This window comes from Streptomyces roseofulvus (assembly GCF_039534915.1).
Lineage (GTDB): Bacteria > Actinomycetota > Actinomycetes > Streptomycetales > Streptomycetaceae > Streptomyces > Streptomyces roseofulvus.
This window is the reverse complement of the sequence record NZ_BAAAWE010000001.1, coordinates 4,741,854-4,761,055: the sequence shown is the minus strand read 5'-3', so window position 1 is coordinate 4,761,055 and position 19,202 is coordinate 4,741,854. Positions and strand designations below refer to the sequence as shown.

Here is a 19,202-nt window from a genome sequence, read left to right as displayed (position 1 = left end):
GGCCTGACGGCCCCCGGTCTGACGCCCCCTGGCGCTGTGCGGCCGGCCGGTCAGCCCTCCGGCCGCCCCGGCCGCCCACCCTCGGCGGCCCTCGCCGCCCGCCGGCCGGTCGCCCGGTCGCCCGGCCCGAGAAACGCGGATTCCTGCCCGGCCATCCGGCGCCCGGCGGTCCTCGCCGCCCGCCGGCCGCCGCCCGGTCGCCCGGCCCCGGCGGTCTTCGCCGTTCACCACCGACCGCCCGGCACCGGCCCGGAGGGGACCCGCTGGGCCGCCGGACGCACCGGCCACCCCACCCCCCGCCGCCACCACCGTTCACCGAATCTTCAACCCGCTTCCCGTCCCAGCGACTTGAGTGGCATTCAGATGCCGATCGCACTGGGCTACCCTGTGCCCCATGCAGGGGGAACTGGAAAACGACTCTAGTTTGCGCGGCAGCGGCGCGATGCCGCTGGACGCGGACGACCCGCGCCGGATCGGGGCCTTCCGCCTGCTCGGCGTGCTCGGGTCCGGCGGGATGGGGCGGGTCTACCTGGGCGCGGTCCCGGGGACGTACGCGGCGGTCAAGCGGGTGCTGCCGGCGCTCGCCGAGGACAAGGACTTCCTGAGCCACTTCGGGCACGAGCTGGACAACCTGGCCCGGCTGCCCGCCGGGGCCAGCACGAAGCTGCTGGCGAGCGACCGGCTCGCCAAGCCGCCGTGGTTCGCGACCGAGTTCATTCCGGGCGTGACGCTCAACGACGCGCTGCGGCTCAACGGCGGGCCGCTGCCGGCCGGCGCGCTGTGGCGGCTGCTGCGGGAGGCCGGGGCGGCGCTGCGGACGGTGCACGCGGCCGAGATGGTGCACCGGGACCTCAAGCCGTCCAACGTGATGCTGACCGGGGGCGGGCTCTCGCTGATCGACTTCGGGGTGGCCCGGGCGGCGGACCAGAGCCGGCTGACCAAGACCGGGATGATCATCGGGACGCCCGCCTACATGGCCCCCGAACAGGCCGTCGCGGACAAGCGGTTGACCGGTGCGGCGGACGTCTTCGCGCTCGGCAGCCTCGTCCTGTACGCGGCGAACGGGCGGCCGCCGTTCGGCGACGGGTCCGGGCACGACCTGCTCTACCGGGTGGTGCACGGCGAGCCCGACTTCGGGCGGCTCGCGGAGACGGACCCCGACCTCGCCGATCTCGTGCGGACCTGCCTGGCCAAGAAGCCCGAGGACCGGCCGACCGCGACCGAGCTCGTCGGGCACGCGGACGCGCGGGCGGCCGGGGTGGACTGGCCGGAGCCGGTGGCGGCGCGGATCGCCGCCCGGACCGCCTTCGCGGCCGGGGCGCCGACCGCCGAGGCGCTGGCCGAGCTGGAGGCCGCCGACCCGTCGAAGGACGTCGCCACGGCCCCGCTGACCCCGCAGCCGCCGGTCCCGCCGCCCGCCGACACCGGGTACGCCCTGCACGGGCGGCCGGCGGGCGGGTCCGACCGGCGGCGGCGGAACCGGATCGTCATGATGGCCGTGCCCGTCGTCATCACCACCGGTACGACGCTGACGCTGACCCTGGGCCCGTACGAACTCGGCCGCGCGGGCGCGGAGGGGCGCCCCTCCGCCTCCCCGACGGCCGTCCTCTCCCCCTCCGTACAGACGCCGTCCTCGGCCGCGCCCGGGGCGAAGCCGTCGCCGTCCTCCGCCAAGCCGTCCCCGACGAAGCCGTCGGCCTCGGCGACCTCGGCGGCCCCCGGCGCACCCCCGCCGCCACCACCGCCCGCCGACGGGGGCGGGGCCGTCACCGGTGGGGGCGGCGGGGGCTCGTCCACCACGACCGGCGGGGGCGGGAGCGGAAGCGGAGGCGGCGGTACGTCGTCGTCCGGCGGCTCCACCGGCACCTCCGGCGGATCGGCCACCGGCGGGACGACCTCCGGCGGCTCGGCCTCCGGCGGTACGACCACCACCCGGCCGACGACCACGGCGCCCCGCCCCACCACGGCCGCGCCCAGGCCGACGGCGACCTCCGGCGGGGGCGGTTCGGGGCCTTCGGGGACGTACTCGCTGGAGAACGCGACGAGCGGCAACTGCCTGGCGGAGAACGACCAGGGCTACGCCGTCGTCGTCACCGTGATGGCGTGCGGCTCCAAGCCCGAGTCGACCTCCTACGCCTGGACGTACCGGCCCAACGGCGACGGCACCTTCCGGCTGGTCAGCAGGAAGTCCGGCCAGTGCCTCCAGTTCACCAGCGCCATCGACGCCTCGATCGCCACCTGCAACGGCGCGAGCAACCAGTCCTGGAAGTTCGGCACCTCCACGTCCGCCGGGCGGCAGGTGAAGAACGTCAGCAACGGTCAGTGCCTGACGAACAGCACCTTCGTGATCGGCTACGCCTGCCAGACGTCGTACGCGACGCAGTTCTGGCGGAACATCGGCGCGCTCTGAGTCGACCCGCCCCGCGCGTCTACGAGGCGGCCGTGAAGACGGGCACCGCGACCCCGTCGTCCCCGGTGCGGAAGGCGACCCGCAGCTCCATGTCCACGCGGAGGTCCGGCTCCGGGACGTCCACCACCTCCGTCATCATGCGGGGGCCCTCCGCGAGGTCGACCACGGCCGCCACGTAGGGGACGCGGTCGCCGAAGGGCGGGAGGTCGTTGCGGTGGACGACGGACCAGGTGTGGAGCGTGGCGCGGCCGCTCGCCCGCTCCCACACCACGTCCTCGCTCCAGCAGTGGGGGCAGAACTCGCGGGGGTAGTGGTGGGGGCGGGCGCAGGCGCGGCAGCGGCGGATCAGGAGGCGGCCCTCGGCGGCGGCGTCCCAGTAGGGGCGGGTGAAGGCGTCGATGTCCGGTGTGGCCGTCATCAGAAGAGTCCGATCGCGGAGTCGAGGGACCAGGTCTGCCAGGACATCGCGAAGAGGGCCACCAGGGAGATCAGCGCCATCATCGCGTTCTGCCCCTGCTCGGCCCAGTCGTGGATCATCAGCACGAGGTAGAGGAGGTTGAGGAGGAGGCCGCCGACGAGGGCGACCGGGGTGAGGAGGCCGGTGACCAGGCCGAGGCCCAGGGCGAGTTCGGCGTAGACGACGACGTACGCCATCAGCCTGGGGCGGGGGGCGACGACCGTCTCGAAGCCGGTGCGGACCGCCGCCCACCGGTGCCTGCCGGCCACGTCCGCCGCCCAGGCGATGCCCGTGCCGCGCTCGAACCAGCCCTTGCGGTCCTTGTGGCGCCAGCTCTCCAGCCACCACAGGCCGAGGCCGATGCGGAGGACGGCGAGCCATTCGGCGCCGGTGAGCCAGACGGTCTGCATGGATGGTCCTCCTCGGCGTGCCACCAGAGATCTGACGGTACGTCAGTTCAGCGCAGGGCCCCCGGCCTCCGCAAGGGGTCGGTGCGCGTGACCGTTTCGCAACCGAAATTCCCTCTTGACCGAGACCTACTGCGTGTACACGTCATTACGCTCAGCATTCATGGTCACCACCCCCCAAGAGCCGGTGTACGTCATCGGCGCCGGCCCCGGCGGGCTCGCGGTCGCCGCCACCCTGCGCGCCCGCGGCGTCCGCGCCGTCGTCCTGGAGAAGTCCGGGGCCGTCGGCACCTCCTGGCGCGGCCACTACGACCGGCTGCGGCTGCACACCACCCGGCGCCTCTCCGGGCTGCCCGGGCTGCGGATACCCCGGGCGTACGGCCGCTGGGTCGCCCGCGCCGACCTGGTCCGCTATCTGGAGGCGTACGCGGAGAAGCACGAGCTGGACGTCGTCACCGGCGTCGAGGTGCACCGGATCGAGCGCGCGGCGGACGACACCGGCGGCTGGGTGCTGCACGCGACCGGCGGGCGGCGGCTGACCGGCCGGGCCGTCGTCGTCGCCACCGGCTACAACCACACCCCGCGCGTGCCGGCCTGGCCCGGCCTCGACACGTACGAGGGTGACCTCGTGCACGCCCGCGAATACCGGAACCCGGAGCGGTACGCCGGGAAGGACGTGCTCGTCGTCGGCATCGGCAACACCGGCGCCGAGATCGCCGCCGACCTCGCCGAGGGCGGTGCGGGCCGGGTCCGGATCGCCGTCCGCACCGCCCCGCACATCCTCCGCCGCACCACCGCCGGCTGGCCCGCCCAGCGCAGCGGCATCCTCGTCCGGCGGCTGCCGGTCGGACTGGTGGACCTGATGGGCCGCGGCCTCGCCCGCTTCGCCTCGCCCGACCTCACCGCCCACGGGCTGCCCCGCCCGGACACCGGCCTCGCCAGCCGGATCCGGGACGGCGCGATCGCCGTCCAGGACGTCGGCCTCGTCGCCGCCCTCCGAGCCGGGAAGGTCGAGGTCGTGGCGGCCGTCGAGGCCCTGGACGGCCGCGAGGTGGTGCTCGCGGACGGCACCCGGATCGCCCCGGACGCGGTGATCGCCGCCACCGGCTACCGCCGCGCCCTCGAACCCCTCGTGGGCCACCTCGACGTCCTCGACGAGCGCGGCCGGCCGGTCGTGCGCGGCGCCCGCAGTCCGCGGCACGCCCCGGGGCTCTACTTCACCGGCTTCACCAACCCGATCTCCGGGATGCTGAGGGAGCTGGCCATCGACGCGGAGCGGATCGCGCGGCGGATCGCCCGCGCGAAGTAGCCGTCCGCCCCGAGACCCCGCCCCGGCGGGGTCTTCGCGCTTCCTGCACACCGCCCCATTCCTGACTGGGCGTCAGTTCTGTAATCTGACTGAGCGTCAGGTCACTTGTCCGGGACGCGTCCTGCACGGAAGGGCGGAGCGCAACCATGCTTGGATCGACTCACGGCACCTTCACCACCGGTCTGCGCGCCCGCGTGGAGGCCTGCGGGGAGTCGCCCCGCACCGCCGTCCACGGGCACGCCGCCGCACCCGGCGACCGGGACGTCAGCGGGCGGCCGCTGCACGCCGAGGTCCCCGACCTCGACCGCTTCTTCCGGCCCCGGTCCGTCGCCGTCGTCGGCGCCTCCGACGCCGAGGGCCGGCCCAACACCGGCATCACCAGACAGCTGCTCGCCTGGGCCGAGCGGGTCGGCGCCGAGCTGATCCCCGTGCACCCGACCCGTACCGCCGTGTTCGGCATCGACTGCGTGCCCTCCGTGAAGGAGCTGGCCGGGCCCGTGGACCTGGCCGTCCTGCTGGTCGCCGACCCGCTGCCCGTCATCGAGCAGCTCGGCGAGGCCGAGGTGCGGTTCGCGGTCGCCTTCGCCTCCGGCTTCGCCGAGACCGGCGCCGACGGGGCAGCCGCGCAGCGACGGCTCGCCGAGGCCGTGCGGCGCACCGGCATCCGGCTCCTCGGGCCCAACACCAACCTCAACGCCTTCGAGCGCTTCCGCGACGACCTCGAAGGCCCCGCCGTCGCCCTCATCACCCAGTCCGGGCACCAGGGCCGACCCGTCTTCACCCTCCAGGAGCTGGGCGTCCGGCTCTCCCACTGGGCGCCGACCGGCAACGAGGCCGACCTGGAGACCGCCGACTTCCTCTCGTACTTCGCCTCCCTCCCGGAGGTCGGCGCCATCGCCGCGTACGTGGAGGGGCTGAAGGACGGCCGGTCCTTCCTGCTCGCCGCGGACCGCGCCGCCCGCGAGGGCGTGCCGGTGGTGGCGGTGAAGGTCGGCAGGACCGAGACCGGGGCCCGCACCGCCGCCTCGCACACCGGGAAGCTGACCGGCGCGGACCGGGTGGTGGACGCGGCCATGCGGCAGTTCGGGGTGATCCGCGTCGACGGCCTCGACCAGCTCCAGGACACCGCCGCCCTCCTCGCCCGCGCCCGCCGCCCGCTCGCCGACGGAGTCGTCGTCTACTCGATCTCCGGCGGCACGGGCGCCCACTTCGCCGACCTCGCGACGGCCGCCGGGCTGACCCTGCCCACGCTCCCGCGGGCGAAGCAGGACGAGCTGCACCAGTGGATCCCGGAGTACCTGAACGTCGCCAACCCCGTCGACAACGGCGGCCACCCGGTCGGCGACTGGCGCGGCCGGAAGATCATCGACGCGATCCTCGCCGACCCGTCGGTGGGCGTGCTCGTCTGTCCCATCACCGGCCCCTTCCCGCCCATGAGCGACAAGCTGGCGCAGGACCTGGTGGAGGCCGCGGAGGCCACCGACAAGCTGGTGTGCGTGGTGTGGGGCTCCCCCGTCGGCACCGAGGACGCCTACCGGACCACCCTCCTCGGCTCCTCCCGCGTCGCCACCTTCCGCACCTTCGCCAACTGCATCGGCGCGGTGAAGGCGTACCTCGACCACCACCGCTTCACCGCCGGCTACCGCTCCCCCTTCGACGAGGCGCCCCGCACCCCGTCCCCGTCCTTCCGCAAGGCGCAGGCGCTGATGCGGCCCGGGCAGCGGCTCAGCGAGCACGCGGCGAAGCAGCTGCTGCGGGCGTACGGCATCCGCGTGCCGCGCGAGCAGCTGGTGACGAGCGCCGCGGCCGCCGTCCGGGCCGCCGGGCTCGTCGGCTACCCGGTGGTGATGAAGGCGTCCGGCGCGCAGCTCGCCCACAAGACGGAACTGGGCCTGGTGAAAGTCGGGTTGACGTCGGCGAGCCAGGTCAGGGACGCCTACCGGGACCTCACCGACATCGCCCGCTACGAGCAGATCGACCTCGACGGCGTCCTCGTCTGCCAGATGGTGGGGAAGGGCGTCGAGATGGTGGTCGGGGTGACCCGCGACGACCTGTTCGGCCCGACGGTCACCGTCGGCCTCGGCGGCGTCCTCGTCGAGGTCCTGAACGACACCGCCGTCCGCGTCCCTCCCTTCGGGGAGCGCGAGGCCCGCTCGATGCTGGACGAGCTGCGCGGCCGGGCGCTGCTCGACGGCGTGCGCGGCGCCCCGCCGGCCGACGTCGACGCGCTGGTCGAGGTCGTGCTCCGGGTCCAGCGGATGGCCCTCGAACTCGACGGCGACCTCGCCGAACTCGACATCAACCCGCTGATGGTGCTGCCGCGCGGCCAGGGCGCGGTGGCGCTGGACGCGCTCGCGGTCTGCCGATAGGAGCCCCATGTCCGAGGTCCTGCACACGGTCGAGAACGGCGTCTCGTGGATCACGCTCAACCGCCCCGAGGCGATGAACGCGGTCACCTGGGACCAGCGGGAGCGGATCGTCGCCCTGCTGGCGGAGGCGTCCGCCGACGCGTCCGTGCGCTGCGTGGTGATCACCGCCACCGGCCGGGGCTTCTGCGCGGGCGCGGACCTGCGCGGCGCGCCCTCCCTCGGGGACCGGGTCGCCGGTGACGTGGCCCGGATGATCCGGCAGGGCGCGCAGCGCTTCGTCGCGGCCGTCATGGACTGCGAGAAGCCGGTGATCGCGGCGGTGAACGGCACGGCGGCGGGCATCGGCGCACACCTGGCGTTCGCCTGCGACCTGGTGCTCGCTGCGGAGTCCGCGCGCTTCGTCGAGGTGTTCGCCCGCCGCGGCCTGGTCCCCGACGGCGGCGGCGCGTACCTCCTCCCCCGCCTGATCGGCCCGCAGCGCGCCAAGGAGCTGATGTTCTTCGGCGACGCGCTGCCGGCGGCGGAGGCGAGAGCGCTCGGACTGGTGAACCGGGTGGTCCCGGCGGACGACCTGGAGAAGACGGCCCGCGCCTGGGCGGAACGCCTCGCCCAGGGCCCGACCCGCGCCCTCGCCCTCACGAAACAGCTGGTCAACGCGTCCCTGGACGTCGACCGCGCGACCGCCTTCGCGGCGGAGGCGACGGCCCAGGAGCTGAACATGACGACCCGCGACGCGCAGGAGGGCGTGGCGAGCTTCGTGGAGCGGCGGGAGGCGCGGTACGAGGGGCGATAGCGGGTCGGTGGCCGTCGTACCCCGCCCGTAGAGTGTGGCCCGCATATGCCACACCGCTCCGGGGGGAACGGAAGAATGCCGAACTTCGCGCGCTCGCGCGGCAGATCCAGACGTCTGCACCCGAGATCCACCAGAAACCTGCTCCTCGTCCCCGCCCTGCTGGCGGCCCTCGCGGCCCCGCTGCTGCCGGCGGGGACGGCCCTGGCGGCGACGCCGTCGCCGACGACGGCCGCGCCTTCGGCACCCGCGGCGGCCACGCCGTCGGAAGCGCCGCCGGCGGCGCCCGCGGAGACGGACCCGACGCCGACGAACCCGACGCCGACACCGGCACCGTCGACGCCGGAACCGTCGACGCCGACCGACCCGACGCCGACCGACCCGACGCCGACGGACCCGACGCCCGAGCCCACGGCCGGCGCGTGCCCCGTGCTGCCGCTGACCCCACTCGGCGCGCCGGGAGACCCCGCAGGCGCCGTGACTCTGGGAGCGGACGAGGAGACCTGCTTCACCATCACGGCGGAGAAGCAGGGGCTGCACCGCGTCATGCGCGAGGGCGCCGCCAACATCCACCTCACCTTCTTCTCGGGCGACACCCAGGTGTCCTGCCTGCGCGACGAAGCCGGCGAGCAGCTCTGCCCGCTCGCCCCCGGCACCTACACCCTCCGCGTCCGCAACGACGCGTGGGCGGACTCGCTGCGCTTCTCCGTCGTCCCCCTGATGCCGGGGCCGGAATGCACGGAGATCCCCGGCACCGGTTACGACACCGCCCCGGCGACCGGCACTCCGACCGGCGGGCTCGGCCTCGTCTGCCGCGCCTTCCGCGCCTCCGTCGGCGACCGGATCACCACCGATCTGCGTGCCGGAACGTCCTACCTCTTTTCCTGGATCACCGACGACACCGGCCGGCGGATCTGCCCCTCCCCCTCCTCCTACGGCCTCCCCGGCTGCGTCCTGCCCCAGGGCACCGGCGGTTACCGCGTCCTCGGTGATCTGTCCCGTGCCGCCGACCCCACCGCGGAGTACGCGCTCCGGGTCCGCCGCCTGTCGAACCCTGCGGGCTGCACCCCGATCGTCCCGACCGTCTACGGCACCGCCGCCGCCCAGGCGTCACCGCCGAGCGGCTGCCGGAGCTTCACCCCGCCGGCGAACCGGCGCTACGAGATCCGCTCCCTCAACGCCGCCGGCTGGGAGACCGGCCTGGAGGTGTACCACCAGGACGGCCGGGAGATCTCCTGCACCGGCCTGAGCGGCTGCGTCCTCGCCGGGGGCGTCACCTACGCACTCATCAGCGAGGACCTCGTCGAGCTGCGCGACCGCGTGTCCGCCGAGGGCTGCACCGACGACCTCGTCCTTTCGGCCCTGTACCGCGGCACCCTCACCGCCGCGGGCGAGACCGACTGCCTCACCCTGCCCGCCCCCCAGGGCTCCCGCCTGGTCCTGCGGCCGGACGCCGCGGTCCACCTGGCCGTGCTGGACGCCACCGGCAGTCGGCTGTGCTCCGTCCGCGACGGTGACGAGGCCACGACCTGCACCCTGACGGGCACCGCCCCGCACCGGCTGCTCGTCACCCACGCGGTGACCGCCGGGCCGGTCGGCGCGTACCGGATCCTCGTGGACCGCGGCGACACGCCGGGCGACTGCCGCGTCCTCCCGTCCGGGGACTTCACGGACACCACGCCCGGCGCCGGGCTGACGACCGGTGACGGCGTCTTCGCCGACTGCCTGACCATCCCGGCGGCCGACCACTCCGCGAGAGAGCTGCTCCAGCTCCGGCGGACGGCGGGAGAGTCGGTGGCCGCACTGGCCGTCCTCGACGCGTCGGGCAAGTGGGTCTGCTCCCTCCGGTCCGAGAGTGGGTCCGCGCAGGAGGTCTGCGGGCTGACCCCGGGCGTGGCGCACACCGTCTTCTTCCACGGTCACGACGAACCGGCCGAGTACGCCGTGATCCGCAGGGATGTCACCGCCACCGTCGGAGGCTGCCCGAGCACTCCCGCGGCCCCGGTCGGCGGCCCGTCCCTCGAAGGCAGCCCCGGTCCGGTCGACTTCCCCCGCTGCCGCCAGGTGTCCGCCTCCGCCGCGGACAGGCTCCAGCTGACCGTGCGCGGCACGCACGACGCGGCGGAGACCGTCGTGTACGACGCGAACGGCGTGGCGGTCTGCACGGAGTCGCCGGAGACATGCGCTCCCACCGGCTCCACCCGGTACCAGGTGGTCGTCACCCCGCACGCCGGGACGGCCCTTCCCGCCCACCGCGTCGACGCCCTGCGCATCGGCACCGGCACCGTCCCCGCGCCGGAGTGCACCCGGCTTTCCGACGTGAGCCACGGCTTCGGACCGCTCACCGGCACGCTGAGCGAGCAGAAGTCCGCGCTGTGCGTGGTGCTGCCGACCGCGTCGAGCGACGCGTTCACCCTGGACTTCACGCCGGACACCGTCCACACGGCCTGGCCCCGGGCGTGGCTCCACGACGTCGCCACGGGCGTCGACTCCTGCGAGAGGGCGACCGGCTACGGGTCCCCCGAGTACAGCTGCGACCTGGGTGGCGAGGCGAAGACGTCGCTCCCGACCACGCTCGTGATCGGACTGCCCGATCTGGCCGGTGCCCCCTCCACCCCGATCCGGGCGGAGGCCGTGTGCACCGTCTACGAAGGCGTCTGCGGCCTCGTGCCGTGGACGGTGACGTCGGTGACCCCGGGCACGGTCGGCGCCGGCAAGATCACGATGAAGGTCACCGGCACCTCGCTCAGCAGCCGGACCAGGGTCGTCGTGGACGAGTACACCGAGCCGTACGCGTATTACTACGGGGCCACGTCCACCACGGTCTCCGTCGCCCCCGACCGCCGCAGCATGATCGTGGCGCTCGACCTGACCGGCGCGCCGACAGGGCGACGGCTGCCCCTCCACGTGGACTCGGGCAGGGGCGTGGAACACCGTCCCGCCCCGATCACCGTCGTGGACCCGCTCGCTCCCACCGGCCTGCCCGCCGTGACGGGCACGGCGGCCGTCGGCGCCAAGGTGACGGCGGCCCCCGGCCCGTGGTCGCCCGTGCCCGAGGGATACGCGTACCAGTGGAAGGCGAACGGCGTCGCGATCTCCGGCGCCACCGCCTCCGCGTACACGATCCCCGCCGCCCTCCAGGGCAAGCAGCTGACGGTGACGGTGACCGCCCGCAAGGCCGGCCACCCGAACGCGACCGCGACCAGCCGGGCCGTGACCGTGAAGGGCGTCGCGCCGAAGCCCACCACGCCGCCGTCCCTCTCCGGAACCGTGCGGGTCGGGTCGAAGGTGACGGCCGTGGTCGGCAGCTGGTCGCCGGTGCCGACCTCGTACGCCTACCAGTGGCGCGCCGACGGCGTCGCGATCTCCGGCGCCACCGGCTCCGCGTACACGCCGACCGCCGGCGTCCGCGGCAAGAAGCTGAGCGTGACGGTCACCGCGCACCGCACCGGGCACCTCAGCGGCTCCGCCACCACCGGCGCGGTCACGGTCGGCTACGGGCTCGCGCCCAAGGCGACCACGGCGCCGTACCTCACCGGCACGGTGCGGGTCGGGTACACGCTCACGCTGAACCGCGGCACCTGGACGCCGGCGCCGACCTCGTACGCCTACCAGTGGTACGCCAACGGGCGGGCGATCAGCGGGGCGACCGGAACCGCCTTCAGGCTCACCAGCGCCCAGCGCGGGCAGGCGATCACCGTGAAGGTCACCGCCCACCGGACCGGACACGTCTCCGGTCACGCGTGGACGAAGGCGACCGGCGCCGTCGTCGGCTAGTGCGCGCCGCCGCCTCCCCGGGTGTTCCCATCTGACGCTGCGTCAGTTTCAATGCTGGGCATGATGGGACACGCGGGGATGGCGGCCAGCGCCGTCCGACACCTGAGAGCGGCCGGGGCGCCCACGGCCGTCGAACCCCTCCCCCGGCCCGCCCTGCGGGCCGTGCGCGAGGACGAGCGGGCGCCCCTCGACCCGGCGGAGTTCCGGCGCGTGCTCGGCCACTTCGCGAGCGGCGTCACCCTCGTCACCACCACCGGCGACGCCGGACCGACCGGCTTCGCCTGCCAGTCCTTCGCCTCGCTCTCCCTCGACCCGCCGCTCGTGGCCTTCATGGTCGCCCGGACCTCGACCACCTGGCCCCGCATCGCCGCCGCCGGCACCTTCTGCGTCAACATCCTGGGCGCCGACCAGGGGCCGCTGTGCCGGGCCTTCGCGGTCAGCGGCGCCGACAAGTTCGCGGGCGTGGAGTGGTCCCCCGCGCCCGTCACCGGCGCGCCGCGGCTGGCCGGGGTGCCGGCCTGGATCGACTGCACGATCACCGCCGTCCACACCGGTGGCGACCACCTCATCGTCGTCGGCCGGGTGGAGGCGCTGGACGCGGTGGAGCAGGGCGGGGATCCGCTGCTGTTCCACCGGGGGCGGTTCGGGGGGTTCAGCGGCGGGTGAGGACGCGGCGGGTGTCGGGAGCCGGATCACCCGCGTAGTAGACGATCCGCGGGTCGGACGGGGAGCCGTCCACGTCCCAGGGCTGGAAGAAGCCGCAGTCGTTGAAGACGTTCACCGCGTTGTGCCGGCGCGGCCGAGTCTCCTCCAGGAACCAGGTCGCGGCGTCGTCCTCGCAGCGCTTCCCGACCCCGCTCCCGTCGTCGTACAGGTCGTACTCGATCCCCCGCACCTCGGCCGTCCCGTCCGCGCGCAGCGTCACCACTCCCCCCTCCCCGTCCTCGTACCGCCCCACCAGGTCCGCCCTCCCCGGCTTCGGCGGGTCCTGCGGGCCCAGCGCCCCCGCGTACGTGCCCGCCCCCGCGATCGTCGCCGCCGCGGGCACCGCCAGGAGTGCCCACAGCAGCCACGGCCTACTTCTCCAGCTCCCCGTCCCCATGGGCTCCATCATGCCGGGGGCGGCGGATGACGAGGGCCATGAGGGCGGCCGCCGCGCACAGTGCGCCCGAGGCGTACCAGACGACGTCGTACGAGCCGAAGACGTCGCGGGCGACGCCGCCCGCGAAGGCGACGGCGGCGGCGCCGACCTGGTGGGAGGCGAGGACCCAGCCGAAGACGATCGCGGAGTCCTCGCCGTAGTGCTCGCGGCACAGCGCGATGGTGGGCGGGACGGTGGCGACCCAGTCGAGGCCGTAGAAGACGATGAAGAAGAGCATCGGGGGGTGGATCGACGGCGCCAGCAGCATCGGCAGGAAGAGGAGCGAGATCCCGCGCAGGGCGTAGTAGACGGCGAGCAGCCGGCGCGGGGAGAAGCGGTCGGTGAACCAGCCGGAGGCGATCGTGCCGACGACGTCGAAGACGCCGATGACGGCGAGGAGTCCGGCGGCGGCCGTCACCGGCATGCCGTGGTCGTGGGCGGCGGGCACGAAGTGGGTCTTGACCAGGCCGTTCGTGGAGGCGCCGCAGATCGCGAAGGTGCCGGCGAGGAGCCAGAACGGGCCCGTGCGGGCGGCCCGGAACAGGACGGTGACCGCGCGGCGGGCGGCGCCGGTGACGGGGGCGGGCTTCTCGGCGTACTCCCCGCCGTACGGGGCGAGTCCGACGTCCGCCGGGTGGTCGCGGAGCAGCAGCCAGACGAAGGGGACGACGGCGAGCGCGGCGAGGGCGGTGGTCACGGCGGCCGGGCGCCAGCCGTGGTGCTCGACCAGCCAGGAGAGCAGCGGCAGGAAGACGAGCTGGCCGGAGGCGCCGGCCGCCGTCAGGATGCCGGTGACCAGGCCGCGGCGGGCGGTGAACCAGCGGTTGGTGACGGTCGCGGCGAAGGCGAGCGCCATGGAGCCGCTGCCGAGGCCGACGAGGAGCCCCCAGTAGAGGACGAGTTGCCAGGCGGCCGTCATCCAGACCGTGAGCAGGGAGCCGAGCGCGATCACCGAGAGGGCCGCCGCGACGACCTTGCGGATGCCGAAGCGGTCCATGAGGGCGGCGGCGAAGGGGGCGGTGAGGCCGTAGAGCGCGAGGTTGACGGAGACGGCGAGGCCGATCGTGCCGCGCGACCAGTCGAACTCGGCGTGGAGCGGTTCGATCAGGAGGCCCGGCAGGGAGGCGAAGGCGGCGGCGCCGATGATGGTGACGAAGGTGACCGCCGCGACGGACCAGGCGCGGTGGACGCGCGGAGCGCGCGGAGGGCGGGTGGAGGCGGAGGGGCGGTGCTCCGTTGTCTGGGCCATGCCACCGAGCATCCCGGCCGCGTCCCGCCCTCACCATTGGCCGGACTGTCAGCTTTCCAAAGGATCGGGCCACCACGGTCGGGGCCGTGGGTGCAGACTTGGGGGGAAACGCATCGAGTCGGGAGAGGTCCATGGGAGAGAGCGCGCCGAAGCCGCCCCACCGCGTCGTCGTCCTCGCCCTGCCCGGACTGCTCCCATTCGAGCTGGGCATCCCGCACCGGATCTTCGGCCGCGCCAAGGACGCCGCGGGGCGGTCGCTGTACGAGATCCTCACCTGCGCGGTCGCGGCGGGGCCGGTGCAGACGGACGCGGACTTCGCGGTGCACGTGGAACACGGCCCGGAGGCGCTGGCCACGGCGGACACGGTCGTCGTACCCGCCTCGTACGAGCTGGGGCCGGTCTACGAGGAGGGCAGGCTCACCGAGGAGCTGGCCGCCGCCCTCGCGCACGTCCGGCCGGGGACGCGGCTCGTCGCGATCTGCACGGGCGGGTACGTGCTCGCCGCCGCGGGCTGGCTCGACGGGCGCCCGGCGACCACGCACTGGGCGTCTGCCGACCACTTCCAGCGGCTCTTCCCGACGGTCCGGGTCGACGCCGACGTCCTCTTCGTCGACGACGGCGACGTGCTCACCTCGGCGGGCGTCGCCGCGGGGCTCGACCTGTGCCTGCACATCGTGCGCCGCGACCACGGCGCGGCGGTCGCCAACGAGGTGGCCCGCCGCACGGTCGTCCCGCCGCACCGGGACGGCGGCCAGGCCCAGTACATCGCCCGCCCGGTCCCCGAGTCCGGCACGCACACCACGACCGGGGCGCGCGCGTGGGCGCTGGCGCACCTGCACGAGCCGATCCAGCTGCGGGACCTGGCCGAGCGGGAGGCGATGAGCGTCCGCACCTTCACCCGCCGCTTCCGTGACGAGGTCGGCGTCAGCCCCGGCCAGTGGCTCACCCAGCAGCGGGTCGAGCGGGCCCGGCACCTGCTGGAGACCAGCGACCTGCCGGTGGACCGGGTGGCCCAGGACTGCGGCTTCGGCACGGCCCAGTCCCTCCGGGTGCACCTGATGACCGCGATCGGCGTGACGCCGACCGCCTACCGGCGCACCTTCCGCCTGGGCTTCTCTCCTTCGTGATCGTCGTCGTCCCCGCCGCCGGCGGCCGGGGTCCCGGTCGTGTCCCCGTCGGCGTCGGCGTCGGCGTCGACGGAGTCGATCTGCCAGGCGACCGTCCCGGTCGCCGCGCCCACCGGGGTGATCGCGACCGGCAGTTCCGCCGGGGCGTCCGCGATCCGGCGGCCGACGGGGACGCCGTCGCACGGCACGGTCGCCGGGTCGCCCCGGCCGGTGACCACGACCTTCACCGCCCCCGTCCCGACGCAGGCGACGGAGAGCCGGTACGCAGCCCCCGGCTCCAGCACGGAGCGGAGGTGCGCGCCCTCCGCGGCCGGCGAGCTGCCGGACTCCACGAACCCCGGGTCGTCCATGGACCCGACGGCCTCCTGGGCGCGCCGCTCCCGCTCGTCCTCCGCGCTCTCGGTCTCGGTCTCCTCCACGGCGGCCGGCTCCGGCGCCTGCTCCTCGCCGGCCGCCACCGGCGGGGCGTCCGCCGACGTCGGGGCGTCGCTGCACCCGGCCACCAACAGGGGCACGAGGGCGAGGGGGACGAGCAGGGCCGGCGGCCTGCGGAGTGCCATCAGGGGTTCCTCACGTCGAGGGCGCGCGTACGGACTTCTCCTGCTCCGGACGCGGCTCCGCGCCGTCCCGGTTCCGTACGAGCCTCCGCTCGCCGGCCGCGCCGACGGCAACCAGCACCAGCGTCAGGCCGACGCCCCACAGGATCGCCGTGGACGGCGCGACCACCTTCAGCAGGCCGCCCGCGAGGGTGCCGCTCGCCGCGTAACCGGCGCCCACGGCCGCGTACATCATCGAGTAGCCGGCGGCGAGCGCCGACGGCGGCAGCGCGCGGCGCAGCGCCAGGTTCCGGGTGAGCATGGCCGGTGCCTGGAGCAGGCCGGCCGCGACCAGGGCGGCGCCGAGGGCGAGGGCGCCGGGCAGCAGGGCCACCAGCGCCACTCCGGCGGTCACCCCGAGGACGAGCACGAGCGACTGCACCGCGAGCGGCCCGGGCCAGGAGGGGCGGAGCCCGTACAGGAAGGATCCGGCGACCGAGCCGATCGAGAAGCCGGCCAGGAGCGGGCCCGCCCAGCCGATGCCGATCCCGCGCTGTTCGAGGAGGGCGGGGAGGATCAGTTCGGCGAGCGCGAGGAGGGTCAGCGAGGCGGCGCCGAGCACGTACACCGGCCAGGCGGCGAGCAGGGCGCGGCGGGCCGCCCGGTCCTTGGTCTGCGGTTCGGCCGCCCATCCGGCGGGCAGCAGCCACAGTCCGGCGAGGCCGAGTCCCATCAGGACGGCCTGGAGCAGCAGCGGCACGGCGGGCCCGGCGCCGAGCGCGAGCCCGGTGGTGAGGGCGGGGGCGGCGGCCCAGATGCCGAAGGTGAGCATGGACTCCAGGCTCAGCGCCTGGGTGACGGACCGTTCCTCCACCATGCTGGTGAGCAGCGCCCGCAGTCCGGCGGAGACGGCGACGGGCCCGGCTCCCGCCAGGAACGCGAGCAGGCCGAGGGCCACCGGATGCGCCCCGGAGGCGAGCCCGAGCCCGGCGAACCCGGCTGCCCCGACGGCGAGTCCGGCCGCCATCTGCGGGCGGGCCCGCTCGGCCCGCATCCGCAGCCCGAGGACGGGCGCGGCGACGATCTCCCCCACCACGTACACGGCGGCGAGCACCGCCCCGAGGCTGTACCCGCCGGGCCGCTCCCGCACCAGGAAGACCAGGGCCAGCGGCGCCATGGCCACCGGCATCCGGGCGGCGGTGGTGACGGCGCACCACGTGAGGACGGGGCGGGTCGCCAGCTCGCGGTAGGACATGCGCCCGACCGTACTGGCGGCCGTTCGCCCGCCGCACCCGGAAAACCGGCCCCGGGCCGAGCCGTTGCCCAGGCCGCGCCCAGGCCCTGCCCCCGGCCCCGGCCCCGACCCCGGCCCAGACCCCGGCGCAGACCCAGACCCTGGCCCCGGCCCAGACCCAGGCCCAACCCCTGGCCCGACCGAGACCCGGACCCGGACCCTGGCCCCGGCCCAGACCCAGACCCTGGCCTCGGCCCTGGCCCCGGCCCCGGCCCAGACCCTGGCCCCGTCCGGACCCGGACCCTGGCCCTGCCCCCTGCCCGTGGCCCTCGGCCCCGGCCCCCGGCCCCCGGCCCCTGGCCCGGCCCCCTGCCCCCGGCCTAGAAGACGAGCACCCCCCGGGCCACCTTTCCCGCCTCCGCCTCCTCGCGGGCGCGGTCGAACTCCTCCACGGGGTAGGCGGTGGTGACGAGTTCGTCGAGGAGGAGGGCGCCGGTGCGGTACAGCCCGGCGTAGAGCGGGATGTCCTTCTGCGGGCGGGAGGAGCCGTACCGGCAGCCCAGGATCGCCTTGTCGAGGAACATCGCGGCGGGCGGGAAGCTCGCCTCCGCCTTCGGCGCGGTCATGCCGAGCAGGACGGCCTGTCCGTGCCGGTCGAGGAGGTCGATCGCGGTGCGGACGAGGCCGGTGTGGCCGACGCACTCGAAGACGTGGTCGGCGCCGGTGGGCAGGACCTCGCGGACGCCGTCGGCGGAGCCGAGGAAGTGGGTGGCGCCGAAGCGGCGGGCGAGTTCCTCCTTGGCGGGGTTGGTGTCGACGGCGACGATCACCGACGCGCCCGCGATCCTGGCGCCCTGGACGACGTTGAGCCCGATCCCGCCGGCGCCGATGACGACGACGGTGTCGCCGCGGGCCACCGCGGCCCGGTTGAGTACGGCTCCGACGCCGGTGAGGACGCCGCAGCCGAGCAGCGCGGCCGAGGTGAACGGCACGTCGTCCGGGATCTTCACGGCCTGCACGGCCTTCACGATCGTCCGCTCGGCGAACGACGAGTTGGACGCGAACTGGAAGAGCGGCCTGCCCTGCCGGGAGAACGGCTGCCCGGGCATCCCGATGGCCTTCCGGCACATGGTGGGCCGGCCGGTGTCGCAGTCGGGACAGGCCCCGCAGTTGGCGAGCGTGGACAGCGCCACGTGGTCGCCGGCGGCGACGTGCCCCACCCCCTCCCCGACCGCCTCGACGACCCCGGCCCCCTCGTGCCCGAGCACGACGGGCGACGGGAACGGGATGGTCCCGTCGATGACGGACAGGTCGCTGTGGCAGAGCCCGGCCGCCCTGATCCCCACCAGCACCTCGCCGGGTCCCGGGTCCCGCACCTCCAGGTCCGCGACGACCTCGACGCTCTTCCCGTCGAACACCACACCGCGCACGACGATCCCTCCCTCTCCTGAGAGCCTGGACTACTGGTTCGGACGGTCCCCCGCCGCGGCGGCCCGGGCCATCTCCTCCAGCCGGGCGAGCATCGGCATCGGATCGACGCCGACCGTCCCGGGCAGGAAGTCGGCGATCCGCTCCGGCGTCCACGCCCCGCCCTCCGCGTACCCGGCGCGCAGCTCCCGGGGCTGCGCCCAGACCGCGATCTTGGGTCCGGCGACGGTGTACACCTGTCCGGTGATCGACTCGGCGCGGGCGCGGTCGCTGAGCAGGTAGACGACGAGGGCGGCGACGTCCTCGGGCTCGCCGATCTCCTGGAGCTCCATGGGGACGTTGGCGGACATCCGGGTGCGGGCGACGGGGGCGACCGCGTTGGCGGTGACGCCGTACTTGTGCAGGCCGAGCGCGGCGCTGCGCACCAGCGAGATGATCCCGCCCTTCGCGGCGGAGTAGTTGGCCTGGGCGACGGAGCCCTGGTGGTTGCCGCTGGTGAAGCCGATCAGGGCGCCGGAGCGCTGTCGGCGCATGACGGCGGAGGCGGCGCGGAAGACGGTGAAGGTGCCCTTGAGGTGGGTGGCGACGACGGGGTCCCACTCCTCCTCGGTCATGTTGAAGAGCATCCGCTCGCGCAGGATCCCGGCGACGCAGACGACCCCGTCGATCCGGCCGTACTCGGCGAGGGCCACGTCGACGAGCCGCTGCCCGCCGGCCATGGTGGAGATGTCGTCGGCGACGGCGACGGCGGTGCCGCCGGCCGCCTCGATCTCCTTGACGACGGCGACGGCGACCTCGCTGGTCGGTGCGCCGCCCTCGATGGAGACGCCGTAGTCGTTGACGACGACCTTCGCCCCCTCGGCGGCGCAGGCGAGGGCGACCGCGCGGCCGATGCCGCGTCCCGCTCCGGTCACGGCGACGACCTTGCCCGCCAAGAAGTTCCCCATCTCCGGCCCCTTCCCGCAGTT

Annotated in this window: 15 protein-coding genes; 7 read left to right on the top strand and 8 right to left on the bottom strand. The window is 74.9% G+C overall.

Going from position 1 to position 19,202, the window contains the following annotated elements; all coding sequences use genetic code 11:
• Window positions 1-424: 424 nt before the first annotated feature.
• The gene (locus ABFY03_RS22000) at window positions 425-2,410 is read left to right on the top strand and encodes a serine/threonine-protein kinase (protein WP_346170678.1); all 1,986 of its coding nucleotides are present in this window, start codon (window positions 425-427) and stop codon (window positions 2,408-2,410) included.
• A gap of 19 nt (window positions 2,411-2,429) precedes the next feature.
• Here the strand turns inward: ABFY03_RS22000 and ABFY03_RS21995 are convergent, their stop codons facing one another.
• Both ABFY03_RS21995 and ABFY03_RS21990 read right to left on the bottom strand, forming a co-directional pair.
• Window positions 2,430-2,828 (bottom strand): Zn-ribbon domain-containing OB-fold protein, encoded by a 399-nt coding sequence (locus tag ABFY03_RS21995; RefSeq protein ID WP_319012163.1) that lies wholly within the window; start codon window positions 2,826-2,828, stop codon window positions 2,430-2,432.
• Window positions 2,828-3,277 carry a DoxX family protein gene (locus tag ABFY03_RS21990; RefSeq protein ID WP_319012162.1) on the bottom strand — a complete coding sequence of 150 codons (450 nt, stop codon included), beginning with the start codon at window positions 3,275-3,277 and terminating at the stop codon, window positions 2,828-2,830. Before ABFY03_RS21990 ends, ABFY03_RS21995 begins: the two co-directional genes overlap by 1 nt.
• Window positions 3,278-3,437: 160 nt before the next feature.
• Between ABFY03_RS21990 and ABFY03_RS21985 the strand changes: the two genes are divergently transcribed.
• The 5 genes from ABFY03_RS21985 to ABFY03_RS21965 all read left to right on the top strand — a co-directional run bounded on the left by ABFY03_RS21985 (window position 3,438) and on the right by ABFY03_RS21965 (window position 12,185).
• The gene (locus ABFY03_RS21985) at window positions 3,438-4,583 is read left to right on the top strand and encodes a flavin-containing monooxygenase (protein WP_319012161.1); all 1,146 of its coding nucleotides are present in this window, start codon (window positions 3,438-3,440) and stop codon (window positions 4,581-4,583) included.
• Between the two features lie 146 nt (window positions 4,584-4,729).
• The gene (locus ABFY03_RS21980) at window positions 4,730-6,952 is read left to right on the top strand and encodes an acetate--CoA ligase family protein (protein WP_319012160.1); all 2,223 of its coding nucleotides are present in this window, start codon (window positions 4,730-4,732) and stop codon (window positions 6,950-6,952) included.
• Window positions 6,953-6,959: 7 nt separating this feature from the next.
• A complete protein-coding gene (locus ABFY03_RS21975) occupies window positions 6,960-7,745 on the top strand; it encodes an enoyl-CoA hydratase/isomerase family protein (protein WP_319012159.1) in 786 nt (261 codons plus the stop codon).
• Between the two features lie 474 nt (window positions 7,746-8,219).
• Window positions 8,220-11,519: a hypothetical protein gene (locus ABFY03_RS21970; RefSeq protein ID WP_346170677.1), complete on the top strand. Its 3,300-nt coding sequence runs from the start codon at window positions 8,220-8,222 to the stop codon at window positions 11,517-11,519.
• 60 nt (window positions 11,520-11,579) lie between these two features.
• Window positions 11,580-12,185 (top strand): flavin reductase family protein, encoded by a 606-nt coding sequence (locus ABFY03_RS21965; protein WP_319012157.1) that lies wholly within the window; start codon window positions 11,580-11,582, stop codon window positions 12,183-12,185.
• Here the strand turns inward: ABFY03_RS21965 and ABFY03_RS21960 are convergent.
• Window positions 12,172-12,621, bottom strand: coding sequence for a hypothetical protein (locus ABFY03_RS21960; protein ID WP_346170676.1), 450 nt, complete (start codon window positions 12,619-12,621; stop codon window positions 12,172-12,174). The two genes, ABFY03_RS21965 and ABFY03_RS21960, sit on opposite strands and share 14 nt — an antisense overlap.
• Window positions 12,596-13,909, bottom strand: coding sequence for an MFS transporter (locus tag ABFY03_RS21955; protein ID WP_346170675.1), 1,314 nt, complete (start codon window positions 13,907-13,909; stop codon window positions 12,596-12,598). Before ABFY03_RS21955 ends, ABFY03_RS21960 begins: the two co-directional genes overlap by 26 nt.
• Before the next feature lie 131 nt (window positions 13,910-14,040).
• Between ABFY03_RS21955 and ABFY03_RS21950 the strand changes: the two genes are divergently transcribed.
• Window positions 14,041-15,036 (top strand): GlxA family transcriptional regulator, encoded by a 996-nt coding sequence (locus ABFY03_RS21950; protein WP_346170674.1) that lies wholly within the window; start codon window positions 14,041-14,043, stop codon window positions 15,034-15,036.
• Here the strand turns inward: ABFY03_RS21950 and ABFY03_RS21945 are convergent.
• The 4 genes from ABFY03_RS21945 to ABFY03_RS21930 all read right to left on the bottom strand — a co-directional run bounded on the left by ABFY03_RS21945 (window position 14,997) and on the right by ABFY03_RS21930 (window position 19,181).
• A complete protein-coding gene (locus ABFY03_RS21945) occupies window positions 14,997-15,596 on the bottom strand; it encodes a hypothetical protein (protein ID WP_346170673.1) in 600 nt (199 codons plus the stop codon). The two genes, ABFY03_RS21950 and ABFY03_RS21945, sit on opposite strands and share 40 nt — an antisense overlap.
• A 10-nt stretch (window positions 15,597-15,606) precedes the next feature.
• Window positions 15,607-16,827 carry an MFS transporter gene (locus tag ABFY03_RS21940; protein WP_319012152.1) on the bottom strand — a complete coding sequence of 407 codons (1,221 nt, stop codon included), beginning with the start codon at window positions 16,825-16,827 and terminating at the stop codon, window positions 15,607-15,609.
• Window positions 16,828-17,186: 359 nt separating this feature from the next.
• The gene (locus tag ABFY03_RS21935; RefSeq protein WP_319012151.1) at window positions 17,187-18,236 is read right to left on the bottom strand and encodes a Zn-dependent alcohol dehydrogenase; all 1,050 of its coding nucleotides are present in this window, start codon (window positions 18,234-18,236) and stop codon (window positions 17,187-17,189) included.
• A gap of 30 nt (window positions 18,237-18,266) precedes the next feature.
• Window positions 18,267-19,181 (bottom strand): SDR family NAD(P)-dependent oxidoreductase, encoded by a 915-nt coding sequence (locus ABFY03_RS21930; protein WP_346170672.1) that lies wholly within the window; start codon window positions 19,179-19,181, stop codon window positions 18,267-18,269.
• Window positions 19,182-19,202: the final 21 nt, after the last annotated feature.